General features: G+C 44.1%; 10 protein-coding genes. 6 read left to right on the forward strand and 4 right to left on the reverse strand.

The genetic code is table 11. The features are described 5' to 3' along the window. The first annotated feature begins 23 nt into the window (after positions 1 to 23). Both arfB and ACRD7A_RS02190 read left to right on the forward strand, forming a co-directional pair. The gene (gene arfB, locus ACRD7A_RS02185; protein WP_430809705.1) at positions 24 to 437 is read left to right on the forward strand and encodes an alternative ribosome rescue aminoacyl-tRNA hydrolase ArfB; all 414 of its coding nucleotides are present in this window, start codon (positions 24 to 26) and stop codon (positions 435 to 437) included. 48 nt (positions 438 to 485) lie between these two features. Continuing rightward, the gene (locus ACRD7A_RS02190; RefSeq protein ID WP_430809706.1) at positions 486 to 959 is read left to right on the forward strand and encodes a hypothetical protein; all 474 of its coding nucleotides are present in this window, start codon (positions 486 to 488) and stop codon (positions 957 to 959) included. 55 nt (positions 960 to 1,014) lie between these two features. On the opposite strand, the gene gnd is transcribed toward ACRD7A_RS02190, so the two are convergent. Together gnd and ACRD7A_RS02200 are read right to left on the reverse strand one after the other, a co-directional pair. Further along, on the reverse strand, positions 1,015 to 2,469 hold the full coding sequence (gnd, locus tag ACRD7A_RS02195) for a decarboxylating NADP(+)-dependent phosphogluconate dehydrogenase (protein ID WP_430809707.1): 1,455 nt from the start codon (positions 2,467 to 2,469) through the stop codon (positions 1,015 to 1,017). Positions 2,470 to 2,753: 284 nt separating this feature from the next. Further along, on the reverse strand, positions 2,754 to 3,866 hold the full coding sequence (locus tag ACRD7A_RS02200; RefSeq protein WP_430809708.1) for a glycosyltransferase family 4 protein: 1,113 nt from the start codon (positions 3,864 to 3,866) through the stop codon (positions 2,754 to 2,756). A gap of 179 nt (positions 3,867 to 4,045) precedes the next feature. Here ACRD7A_RS02200 and ACRD7A_RS02205 point away from each other — a divergent pair, with 179 nt between their 5' ends. Further along, a complete protein-coding gene (locus ACRD7A_RS02205) occupies positions 4,046 to 4,618 on the forward strand; it encodes a septation protein IspZ (protein WP_430809709.1) in 573 nt (190 codons plus the stop codon). Between the two features lie 109 nt (positions 4,619 to 4,727). Here the strand turns inward: ACRD7A_RS02205 and ACRD7A_RS02210 are convergent, their stop codons facing one another. Next, the gene (locus ACRD7A_RS02210) at positions 4,728 to 5,390 is read right to left on the reverse strand and encodes a Crp/Fnr family transcriptional regulator (RefSeq protein ID WP_430809710.1); all 663 of its coding nucleotides are present in this window, start codon (positions 5,388 to 5,390) and stop codon (positions 4,728 to 4,730) included. A 342-nt stretch (positions 5,391 to 5,732) separates the two neighbouring features. Continuing rightward, positions 5,733 to 6,518: a nucleoside triphosphate pyrophosphohydrolase gene (gene mazG, locus ACRD7A_RS02215; protein ID WP_430809711.1), complete on the reverse strand. Its 786-nt coding sequence runs from the start codon at positions 6,516 to 6,518 to the stop codon at positions 5,733 to 5,735. Between the two features lie 147 nt (positions 6,519 to 6,665). On the opposite strand from mazG, the gene ACRD7A_RS02220 reads away from it, so the two are divergent. The 3 genes from ACRD7A_RS02220 (at position 6,666) to pflB (ending at position 11,841) form a co-directional block, all read left to right on the forward strand. After that, on the forward strand, positions 6,666 to 7,598 hold the full coding sequence (locus ACRD7A_RS02220) for a PhoH family protein (protein ID WP_430809712.1): 933 nt from the start codon (positions 6,666 to 6,668) through the stop codon (positions 7,596 to 7,598). Between the two features lie 161 nt (positions 7,599 to 7,759). Beyond that, positions 7,760 to 8,710, forward strand: coding sequence for a phosphoribosylaminoimidazolesuccinocarboxamide synthase (locus ACRD7A_RS02225; RefSeq protein WP_430809713.1), 951 nt, complete (start codon positions 7,760 to 7,762; stop codon positions 8,708 to 8,710). A gap of 899 nt (positions 8,711 to 9,609) precedes the next feature. Continuing rightward, a complete protein-coding gene (pflB, locus tag ACRD7A_RS02230) occupies positions 9,610 to 11,841 on the forward strand; it encodes a formate C-acetyltransferase (protein ID WP_430809714.1) in 2,232 nt (743 codons plus the stop codon). The last annotated feature ends 50 nt before the right edge of the window (positions 11,842 to 11,891 follow it).

Genomic DNA, 11,891 nt, shown 5'->3' on the forward strand with positions numbered 1-11,891 from the left:
AACTTTATAATTTAAAAAATAAAATGTCGAGCATACTCAAACACAGAGGCCTTGAAAAAGAAATGGAGATAGTGGCCAGCCGTTCCAGCGGACCCGGCGGTCAGCATGTAAATAAAGTAAACACCAAGATTACTTTACGCTTTAACATAACGAAATCCCTTCTTTTGACCGAAGCGGAGAAGCAAACCTTGTTACAACGCCTGAAAGCTCAGCTTAGCACACAGAATGAACTGATAATAAACTGCCAGCAGAGTCGGTCGCAAATACAGAACAAACTGAGGGCTATCGAGCAGCTTTATACCATTCTACAGAATGCTTTGCGCCCCATTAAGCAGCGCCGAAAAACCAAACGAACGAAGTCATCTATTGAGAAAAGGCTTAATACAAAAAAGATTCAGTCGCTAAAAAAGGCAAGCAGGCGACTCAAAGACTTTTAAAATAACTACTTTTGTAGCCCATTTTTATAATAACCATTACACAAAACAATGAAAGACATCACTTTAGGACAAGGACTGGGCAAGATAAGCTTTGGTTTGAACCGTCAGCAGGTACTGGATCTACTGGGCGAGCCCAGCGAGGTAGAAGGTATGGATGGCGACAAGGACTCGGGCGCTATGGAAGCCTGGCACTATGATGAGTTACACCTATCGTTATCATTCGAAGAAGACTGCAACTGGAAGCTCACGTCCATTACTACAGCATCACCCGAGGTTCTTTTTGAAGGACTGGACCTGATCGGCCTTAGTCAGGGCGAAGTGATGGAGCAGATGGAAGTATTTAACCTGGGGGATTTTGAGTTGGAGGACCTGTCGACTGAAGGCGTTCCCAACCAATCACTGGCAGCCAACCCCGACTTTAGCCTCAATCTATTTTTCGACCATGACATACTAACCGAGATTCAATGGGGTCCCTTCTGGGATGATGATGAGGAGAAGCCAATCTGGCCCGACCAAAACTAAAGGCTGCGGGATAAAGGCATCAGCCCCTCCACACAGCCTCATTCAATAAAATTTTCTACACATTGTAGGTAGTGCTCGATGTATCGCCACCCCGCCCGGTCCAGTTAGTATGAAAAAACTCGCCGCGGGGCTTGTCGATGCGCTCATAGGTATGGGCACCAAAATAATCACGCTGTGCCTGCAAAAGATTAGCCGGCAATGTGGCTGCGCGGTATCCATCGTAATAACTTAATGCAGTGGCAAAAGCAGGTGTGGGAATACCATTCATCACTGCGGTAGCCACCACCTTGCGCCATCCGGCCTGTGCCTTATCAATGGCAGCCTTAAAGTAAGGGTCGAGCAAAAGGTTTGTTAGACCTTGTTGCTTATCAAATGCTTCTTTTATCTTGCCCAAAAAGGCCGATCGAATAATGCAGCCACCTCGCCACATAAGGGCGATACCGCCATAGTTTAGATTCCATCCATGCTCAGTGGCTGCCGCTCGCATTAGCGCGTATCCCTGTGCATAAGACACAATCTTTGACGCATACAAAGCATCCTTGATGGCAGCTACAAACTCCTTTTTATCACCATCATAACCTGGCGTAGGCCCGGTTAAAACGCTGGAAGCCTCTACCCTTTCGTCCTTAATGGCCGACAGACAGCGCGAGAAAACAGCTTCTCCAATCAAGGTCAGGGGCACGCCCAGCTCAAGCGCGGTGATGCCCGTCCATTTACCTGTACCTTTCTGACCGGCCTTATCCAATATCTTTTCCACCAAGGGTGAGCCATCCTCATCTTTATAGGCCATTATATCACGCGTTATCTCAATCAGGTAAGAATCCAGCTCCTGCTCATTCCACTCTTTAAACACATTATGCATCTCATCGGCCGTCAATCCCAGCACTTCTTTCATGATGTGGTAAGCCTCACTGATCAGCTGCATATCACCATACTCGATGCCATTGTGTACCATCTTTACAAAATGGCCGGCACCGTCTTCACCTACCCAATCGCAACAGGGGGATCCGTCTTCTACCTTGGCGGCGATAGCCTGAAAGATAGGCTTTACAGCAGGCCATGCAGCTTTTGAGCCGCCCGGCATGATGGAAGGCCCCAGTAAGGCACCTTCTTCGCCTCCTGATACGCCTGCACCAATATAATGCACTCCGTGAGCTTCTACTTGCTTAATACGTCGATCAGTATCGGGATAATGCGTATTACCTCCATCAATAATAACGTCGCCATGCTCCAGGTGTGGCAACAAGGCCTCAATGGTAGCATCAACAGCCGATCCAGCCTTAATCATCATCATCACCTTACGCGGACGCTCCAACTTACCCACCAATTCTTCCAGCGAATAAGTGGCGACTATATTTTTGTCTTTACCCCTTCCGTTCACAAAATTATCTACCTTATCGGTAGATCGATTATAAACGGCTACCTGATAGCCCTTACTTTCCATGTTTAAAACCAGGTTTTCACCCATAACGGCCAAACCGATCAAGCCTATATCTGATTGCTCTTTCATCTGCTCAAATTTATTTATCAATGTTCAGATGGAACTTCCAAATAAATTAGATCATCCGCCTGTGTATTAACTTGGACAATCAAATTTGCATGGTCGTTTCATTTAATTATATTTCAAAAATGAAGGATTATACCCTTCTTACCATTAAAAGAATACTCCCCTTAAAACGCTCAATGCACCTACCATTATTACGGTAAATGATGAGATTGTATAACACTTAAAGCCCACCAATGTTTACGTCAGGCAGCGTTGATACAGCTCTTGTTAAGGATGCTAAAAGCGGATTACTTGCTCACCTTCCGTATCTTCCTGAGGCGACGAATAAAGTGACGCCGCTTCCGATAAAGAGCGATGGAGGGCAAATAAGCTACGGCAAAACCCAATGACAGGATCAGGATTGTCAGCTTAATCATACCCAAATTACGGAGGCTAAAAGCCAAGATGACAAAGGCAATATTGATTCCACCAATGATCAAACTAATCTGTAGATGACTGAATCCCAAGGCTAGCATGCGGTGATGAATATGATTCTTATCGGCCATAAAGGGCGAGTTACCTTGCGACACGCGCAGCATAAACACACGCAATGTATCTATTATGGGCACTATCAGAATGGCAATGGCAACGGCCGGCGCACTATTCATTGTGTACAGCAGCTTATACTGATTATCGGGGCGATTAAATTCACTAAAGTGGATGGCTACAACAGCCACCAGAAAACCAAGAATGAGCGATCCCGTATCACCCATAAAAATCTTTTGTCGCTTAGAAAAAATATTGTAATAGGCAAAAGCCAGCAATCCTCCTACCAAAGCAGCAGCCAGCGTGGGAATGTGAAACTCATTATTAATAAAATACCAGGCAGAAAAGGAAACGGTAGTGACAATACCCGTAATGGCAGCCAGGCCATCGATACCATCGATCAGGTTAAAGCCATTAATAATAAACACCATGCCCACAATGGTGAGTATAGTGCCCCAGAATGGATCAGGTTGTAAACCGAAGAAACCATGAAAATCGGTAATTTGTAAACCTCCCAAGCCCACAATGATAATAGCAGCAATAAGTTGCCCCCCGAGCTTAACCATGGGAGCTGTCACCAAAATATCGTCTTTTATACCAATGCCAAAAATAATCAGTAAGGCAGGTATAAGAAAGGGAATTTCTATGAACTCAAACCAATCAACAAACAGAGAGTAGGTGAACAGGAAACCTATGAAAATCGCCAATCCGCCCAAGGTGGGAATGCGCATGCGATGGACACTTCGCTTATTAGGTTCATCAAACAAACTTTTGGAGTGTGCCACGCGCAAGATGGTGGGAATGGACAAAAAAACCATCATGAAAGACAAAAACGATGCGAAAGGCATCAGCAACTGAATAGTGTAACCGTTCATATTAATTATTTCATCAAATCTGAGCACAAAAATAGTAAAAAGAACGAGAGCTAGGGTAGCACAAAGGCATTATCATGGGTGACTAAAAGGGCTGACAAGTACTGCACCATCTTCATGCACAGCACCGCCACTGGGCTTTACAGCAACTTTTCTTATCTTCGCAGCCGATGAATACAAACATGAATAAAATTCAATTACTAAAACGTCTACTACCCGGCTTTATGCCCATCATCGTATTTATTATGGTAGACGAGCTTTGGGGTACCCTCTATGGTTTGATCACTGCGGTGATAATTGGTTTGGGCGAGCTTGGCTATCGTTACATCAAAGAGCAACGTATCGAAGGGTTGATACTAATTGATGTGGGACTCATAGTGGCACTGGGTATTGTATCCATTTCACTTGATAACGCAATCTTTTTCAAACTAAAGCCCGGCATTATCAGCCTTATGCTAACAGGCTTCATTGGCTTCTCGGCTTTCTCAAAACGGAACCTGATGCTACAAATGACACAGCGTTATATGAGGGGTATTAATCTTCATCCCTTTCAAATAGAAATGATGCAACAAAGCATGAAGCGACTGTTTGGATTGCTCCTCGTTTATTCCCTGGCCACTATTGCAACGTCGTTCCTTAACGAGGACACCCTGTGGAAATTGCTCAACAGTGCGGGGCTGTTTGCTGTAATAGCTATTTTTATGGCAATGGAATGGGTCGTGAAGCACCGGCAAACATTAAGAACAAAACACTAAGGCTAAGGGAACCACAAAGGCAACAAACCTAATCAAAACCTCAGCAGCTGAAAAGCGGCTCATGTAATACGCCTTGGGTATTTAAATATCAGGGGCTTATTAAGCACACTTAGGACAGCATGATAATCCGCTCCAGCTTTTCTTTGTTCATAATGATCAATTCACGGCGGTCGAAACGAATAATTTCATCATTCTTAAATTCAGTAATTAAGCGACTCACCGACTCCTTGGAGGTGCCGATCCAACGCGCCATGTCCAGACGGGAGATTACCAGCGGTATAGGCTCATTGGCAGCGGTATGAAACAGGTCTTGCAGCTTGAGCAGCAAATTGGCAAGGCGTCCGCGTACTGTGCGTTGCGATAGTTCAACCAATGAGTTGTAGGAATGCTTCAGCTCATCACAGGTTTTCTTAATCAGTAAATCCGCCAGGTCCTTATTCATGCTGATGGACTTCTTAAAGGCCTCTCCTGGAATAAGACACACCTCACTATCGGTGAGGCTTTCACAGGCCGTTACCTCGGGCTCGTCTCCCAACAAAGAATGAAAACCAAATAAATCACCCGTTTTAATAAGACGCACAATCTGCTGTTCACCTCTAGATCCTACACGGTATATTTTTAATAGGCCTTTACTGACGAAATAAGCGTGCTTCATCTGTGTATCCTGCTCATAGACAACTTCTCCGCTTTTATAGAATGAACATTGACTGAGAGTGGCATCCCATAGCTGATCGTCTGCCTGAATCTGTTTAAGAATACTGCTTAGTGGCATAATTGTATTAATTATTTAAAACCCACGGCAACATACAAATTTCTTTTAAATAAGCACAGCACAAAGGGTAAAATTTAAGGGCTGAAACTTGCTATGAGGAAACGGAAGAGTTTAAGGCATAAAAAACCTCTGCAGAGTCTCCAGGGTTAGAGTTTGGCTGCAGAGGTAAAAGGATGTTGAATAGTGTTGGGTGTAAAAGAAACCGTCCGTTTCAGTTTCCTATTAAGTGCGCTTCTTAATTTCTGCACTCACTTTCGTTTACTACCCTACAGTACAATAAGTTATATTGCATTGATAAAATTACACTTTTTGGTGACGAACGAACGAATATATTCCATTAACTTACAGCTTCTTAGCTTCCTCCCATATCTCGTCCATCTCGGCAAGGCTCATAGCTTTCAAATCCTTACCTACTTTAATGGTCTTCTCTTCCAGGTAATTAAAGCGCTTAATAAACTTGCGATTGGTTCGTTCGAGCGCATTTTCCGGGTTCACACCATATAAACGTGCCGCGTTAATTACCGAGAACAGCAAATCGCCAAATTCGGCTTCCATCTTGTCCTCATCATGGGCATCAATCTCAGCCTTCAGCTCTTCCAGCTCCTCCTTCACCTTGTCCCATACTTGCTCTTTATGCTCCCAGTCGAAGCCTACACCCCGCACTTTATCCTGTATTCGATTGGCTTTTACCAATGCGGGCAAAGACATAGGCACACCATCCAGCACCGATTTATTACCATCTTTCTCTTTTAACTTCAGCTTCTCCCAGTTTTCCTCTACCGTGCGGGCATCATTGGCCTCCACATCGCTAAAAATATGCGGATGACGGTAAATCAACTTCTCATTCAAGGCTTTAATCACATCAGCCATTGTGAAACTACCCGTCTCAGTGCCAATCTTGGCATAAAAAACAATGTGTAGCAACAAATCACCCAGTTCCTTCTTTATCAATGCAGGATCATTCTTAATGATGGCATCGGCCAGCTCATAGGTCTCTTCAATGGTTAGGGTACGCAGGCTTTCGTTGGTTTGCTTTTTATCCCATGGACACTTAGTTCTTAATTCATCCATTATATTTAAAAGCTCCTTAAATACCTTAAGTGTCGATGCGTGTTGCTTCTCTTCCATATCTTGTGTTGCTTTAAAATTACCAAGGCATGCTAATTGCAAAACCTCTACCGTAAGAACCGCTAAGGAATACGGCTAATATAGATTTACAAATGCAAAAAATATTGTTACTTTGCAGCTTACAAATTTAAGCATTTATAGCACTCTATGATAGAAAAATTGATCTACCTCGAATCGGTTGATTTAGTGGAGTTTCTGGGCATTAAGAATGCCAAGCTGGAAGTGATCAAAAACCATTTTCCGAAATTAAACATTGTGGCCAGGGGTAATTGGCTGAAGGCCATGGGCGATGCCGAAGAGGTGGCCGATTTTGAAGAAAAAGTAAATCTCTTACTGGATCACTACAATAGATACAATGTACTGAGCGAAAAGTCATTAAATGAGTTACTATTGGGCGATCGACTTAGTGCAGCCAGCAGCGACAGCGATATTATCCTCTTTAGTACCAGTGGAAAACCGATCAAGGCGCGCAGCGAAAATCAGGAGAAACTGGTACAGGGCTTCAAAAAGAATGACCTGCTCTTTGCCGTAGGACCCGCCGGATCGGGTAAAACCTACGTGGCTATTGCGCTGGCAGTTGCTGCCCTTAAAAACCGACAGGTACGTCGCATTATCCTTAGCCGCCCTGCCGTGGAGGCCGGCGAGAAACTGGGTTTTCTGCCCGGTGATATGAAAGAAAAGATCGACCCCTACCTACAACCCCTCTACGATGCCTTGCAAGACATGATACCGGCTGTTAAGCTGAAGGAGTTTATGGAAAACGGCACCATACAAATTGCCCCCCTGGCCTTTATGCGGGGTCGCACACTCAATAACGCCTGCGTTATTTTAGATGAGGCACAAAACACTACCAATAACCAGATGAAAATGTTCCTGACGCGAATGGGTGAGTATGCCAAATTCATCATTACGGGCGACGTAACCCAGATCGATCTTCCCAACAAGCAGCAGTCGGGCCTGGTACAGGCCATGCGCATACTCAAGGGCATTGAGCGTATTCAGCGGGTGAACTTTACGGTAAAAGATATTGTTCGTCATAAGTTGGTGCAGGACATTGTGGAAGCCTACGACAAGGAGTAAAAAGACCAGTATTAAGTTTTGGAAGTTCTATATTAAATAACAAGTTAAGGAACGGTTCTTTAGAAACGCCTTATAATAGAGCACCGTTCCGTAAAACATCTTAAACGCTATTTTAGTTATAAATAAAACAAAGGGATAACTATTGATATAAACTAATTATTATGAGCAAAGCAATTGTAAAGACAGACTACAATTTTCCGGGACAGAAAAACGTGTACAAAGGAAAGGTACGCGACGTTTATAACATCAACGACGACTACCTTGTGATGGTAGTATCGGATCGTATCTCGGCCTTTGATGTAGTACTGCCCAAGGGCATACCTTATAAAGGGCAGGTACTTAACCAAATAGCAGCCAAATTCCTGGATGCCACAGCCGATATAGTTCCCAACTGGAAAATCGCCACCCCCGATCCCAACGTTACCGTAGGTCACCTGTGCGACCCTTATCCCGTTGAAATGATTGTGCGCGGATACCTTACCGGCAGCTCATGGCGTTTGTACAAAGATGGCGGACGCGATATCTGTGGTGTGGCCATCCCTGAGGGTATGCGCGAACACGAGGCCTTCCCTCAGCCCATCCTTACGCCCACCACTAAGGCCGAACAAGGCGCGCATGATGAAAACATTACCCGCGAGGAAATTATTAAACAAGGGCTTGTAAGCGAAGAAGAATATAAAGAGCTGGAGCGCATCTCATTGGCACTGTTCAAGCGGGGCAGCGAAATCGCCAAGGAGATGGGCTTAATCCTTGTGGATACAAAATATGAGTTTGGTAAAAAAGACGGTCAGATCTATCTGATTGATGAAATTCACACACCGGACTCATCACGCTACTTCTATGCCGATGGGTATCAGGAACGCTTTGAAAAAGGCGAAAACCAAAAGCAGTTATCGAAAGAATTTGTACGCGAATGGCTAATGGAAAATAATTTCCAGGGACGCGATGGTGATACTCTGCCCGACATGAACGATGACTTTGTGAATGAAGTATCTGAGCGCTACATTGAGCTCTACGAAAGCATTACAGGCGATAAATTTGTAAAGGCTGATGTATCAGAAGTAGTTGATCGCGTTGAGAAAAACGTAACAGACTACCTGAACTCCTTATAAAACCATCACAAGTGGTTAGCAAAAAGGTAAAACCACTTAAGCAATAAGAAAATAAATAAAACCCGTCAGATTCTTCAAACTGACGGGTTTCTTATTGATAAAGCATTTACGGAACGGTTCTTTATAAGCTCCTTGTGATAGAGAAATGTTCCCTAAGCCTATCGACACCTCTCCTTTTAAAGTAGGAGTGCCACGAAATAACGAGGAGTAAGAATAGTTGAGCACATTGGGTTTCGTATACCACTGTATTCATAAAGAAACCGCATGTTCAATCGTTGAAATTGCGTACTGATCACTCCTTCTCATTACTCATCGCTCACTACTTTTTATTATCTACCCCTCACCCCCTTCCAGCATCATCATAAAAGCCTTTTCAAGGGCGGCTTCACGATAGCGCTTAAAGCGGCCGGATGCACCACATGAAAGGCTATCTTATTAGTAGGCATGAATCTTATCATTGATTTTTATTGGGTTGATTTTGTAGGTTAAAGGCATTCAAATTAAAATAATTACGAATACTTAATTTACCATTCATTGCTAAAATTCGCAGAAGCCGGTCGGAAGTATCTGTCAAATATGTTAAAAAACTATAAAAGTGATACTCTCTTAAATGTGAAGTCAGCAATGCTATTTATGGCAGTGATGAAATACGGTTCGATTGTATTGTCGAATTTACACTCTTAAATGTCATTTGTAATCTGCACATTACACTTTTGCTTAGAATATTCAAAGTACAGATTCTAATATTCAAAGCTTAAAATCCTGCACAATTCAGACCCCTTACTCGTCTTTATCCCTAGTAATGAGGATTGCACAGCAAAATAAAAGCGCTTTACTTTGTACCATCAAATTGCATTAAGGTATAATTTTATAATACAATACAGGTTAACAGGCAAATTATGAGTAAAATTAATGAGACATTCGTAAAAGGCGCTTGGAACGAGCAGGTAAACGTAAGGGATTTTGTTCAGAAAAACATTACTCCTTATGATGGCGACAGCTCTTTTCTATGCGGTCCTACTGATCGAACTAAAAAGCTTTGGGACATCTGCTTAGAAGCTATCAAGGAGGAAACAGCTAATAACGGTGTTCGCTCCATAGACCCTGAAGTAGTATCATCAATCACCTCTCACGAAGCAGGTTACATCCAAAAAGACCTCGAATTAATTGTAGGTCTGCAAACGGATGAACTACTGAAGCGTGCCATGAAACCCTACGGAGGAATCGCCGTGGTGGAGAAAGCATGCCGCGAGCAAGGCCTGGAAGTATCTGACCGTGTAAAAGATATATTCCGTAATTACGCAAAAACCCACAACGATGGTGTTTTTGATGTTTACACCGAAGAAATTCGCAAATACCGTTCACTGGGTTTCCTAACCGGATTGCCTGATAACTATGCAAGGGGCCGTATTATTGGTGACTATCGTCGTTTAGCGCTATATGGTATCGATCGTTTGGTAGAAGCTAAAAAAGCAGACCTGGTAAACCTACTGGGCCCCATGAGCGACGATAAGATTCGTTTGCGCGAAGAAGTGGCTGAACAAATCAAAGCCCTGATTCAGATTAAAGAGCTGGGTAATAAATATGGTCTTGACCTGTCACGTCCAGCGGAGTCGGCACAAGAAGCCGTTCAGTGGGTTTACATGGCTTACCTGGCTGCCGTTAAGGAGCAGGATGGAGCTGCCATGTCGCTGGGTAACGTATCGTCTTTCCTTGACATCTACATGGAATATGACCTCGCGCAAGGCAACATTACCGAAGAGCTGGCACAGGAATTTATCGATCAGTTTGTAATGAAGCTACGCGTGGTGCGTCACTTACGCATGAACGCTTATAACGAGATTTTTGCCGGTGACCCAACCTGGGTAACCGAGGCTATTGGTGGTAAACTGATGGACGGTCGTCATAAGATTACCAAGACCTCATACCGCTTCCTGCAAACCTTATACAACCTGGGGCCATCACCCGAGCCCAACATGACTGTACTTTGGTCCAATTCATTGCCAGAGAACTTCAAAGCTTTCTGTGCCCAGGTATCCATCGACACATCATCTATTCAGTATGAGAATGATGACTTGATGACCCAAACACGCAACTCGGACGACTACGGTATTGCCTGCTGCGTTTCCTTCCAGGAAATTGGTAAGCACATCCAGTTCTTTGGTGCCCGTACCAACCTGGCCAAGGCCTTACTATTGGCTATCAACGGCGGACGCTGTGAGATGTCGGGTAAGCTAATTGTAGAAGGTATTCCTCCATTGAAAAGCGACAAGCTGGACTTTGACGAGGTAATGGCCAACTATAAGATTGCCATGAAAGAAGTAGCCCGCGTGTATAACGAGTCGATGAATATCATCCACTACATGCACGATAAATACTACTACGAGAAAGCTCAGATGGCTTTTGTGGATACGAACCCACGCGTTAACCTGGCCTATGGTATGGCGGGTCTTTCCATTGTAGCTGACTCACTATCGGCCATTAAACACGCCAATGTAACGGTAGTTCGCAACGAAGAAGGATTATCATCTGAATTCCTGATTGATGGCGAATTTCCTTGCTACGGTAACGATGATGACCGCGTGGATAACCTGGCAGTTGATGTTTCAACACATTTCAACCAACTGTTAAGCGGCCTTCAGGTATATAAAAACGCTGAGCCGACCATGTCGATTCTTACCATTACTTCTAACGTGGTGTATGGATTAAAAACAGGCGCTACACCGGACGGACGTGCCAAAGGAGTTCCTTTCGCTCCCGGTGCCAACCCCATGCACGGACGTGATAAAAACGGAGCTATCGCTTCACTGAACTCGGTAGCTAAGCTGGACTATAAAAATGCCCTGGATGGTATTTCCAACACTTTCAGCATTATCCCTAAATCATTAGGTGCCGATGCCGAAACACGCTCCGAGAATTTGGTGACCATGATGGATGCCTACTTCTCGAAAGATGCACACCACCTGAACGTGAACGTGCTAAACCGCGAGCTGCTGGAAGATGCCATGGAGAACCCCAATGAGTATCCACAGCTGACCATCCGTGTATCGGGTTATGCAGTTAACTTTGTTCGCCTAACACGTGAGCAGCAGTTAGAAGTTATCTCGCGTAGCTTCCATAGTAATATGTAATAATAGGCTTTTTAGTTATAAGGCAAAGGCAGAAGCTGGAAGGTTAATCT

The organism is Carboxylicivirga longa (assembly GCF_050589825.1).
Lineage (GTDB): Bacteria > Bacteroidota > Bacteroidia > Bacteroidales > Marinilabiliaceae > Carboxylicivirga > Carboxylicivirga longa.

What these genes read in the sequence shown, in the direction of transcription:
- ACRD7A_RS02205 (WP_430809709.1), top strand. Translation starts at nt 4,046, where the DNA reads ATGAATAAAATTCAATTACTAAAACGTCTACTACCCGGCTTTATGCCC.
- gnd (WP_430809707.1), bottom strand. Translation starts at nt 2,469, where the DNA reads ATGAAAGAGCAATCAGATATAGGCTTGATCGGTTTGGCCGTTATGGGT.
- mazG (WP_430809711.1), bottom strand. Translation starts at nt 6,518, where the DNA reads ATGGAAGAGAAGCAACACGCATCGACACTTAAGGTATTTAAGGAGCTT.
- ACRD7A_RS02220 (WP_430809712.1), top strand. Translation starts at nt 6,666, where the DNA reads ATGATAGAAAAATTGATCTACCTCGAATCGGTTGATTTAGTGGAGTTT.
- ACRD7A_RS02225 (WP_430809713.1), top strand. Translation starts at nt 7,760, where the DNA reads ATGAGCAAAGCAATTGTAAAGACAGACTACAATTTTCCGGGACAGAAA.
- ACRD7A_RS02210 (WP_430809710.1), bottom strand. Translation starts at nt 5,390, where the DNA reads ATGCCACTAAGCAGTATTCTTAAACAGATTCAGGCAGACGATCAGCTA.
- ACRD7A_RS02190 (WP_430809706.1), top strand. Translation starts at nt 486, where the DNA reads ATGAAAGACATCACTTTAGGACAAGGACTGGGCAAGATAAGCTTTGGT.
- arfB (WP_430809705.1), top strand. Translation starts at nt 24, where the DNA reads ATGTCGAGCATACTCAAACACAGAGGCCTTGAAAAAGAAATGGAGATA.
- ACRD7A_RS02200 (WP_430809708.1), bottom strand. Translation starts at nt 3,866, where the DNA reads ATGAACGGTTACACTATTCAGTTGCTGATGCCTTTCGCATCGTTTTTG.
- pflB (WP_430809714.1), top strand. Translation starts at nt 9,610, where the DNA reads ATGAGTAAAATTAATGAGACATTCGTAAAAGGCGCTTGGAACGAGCAG.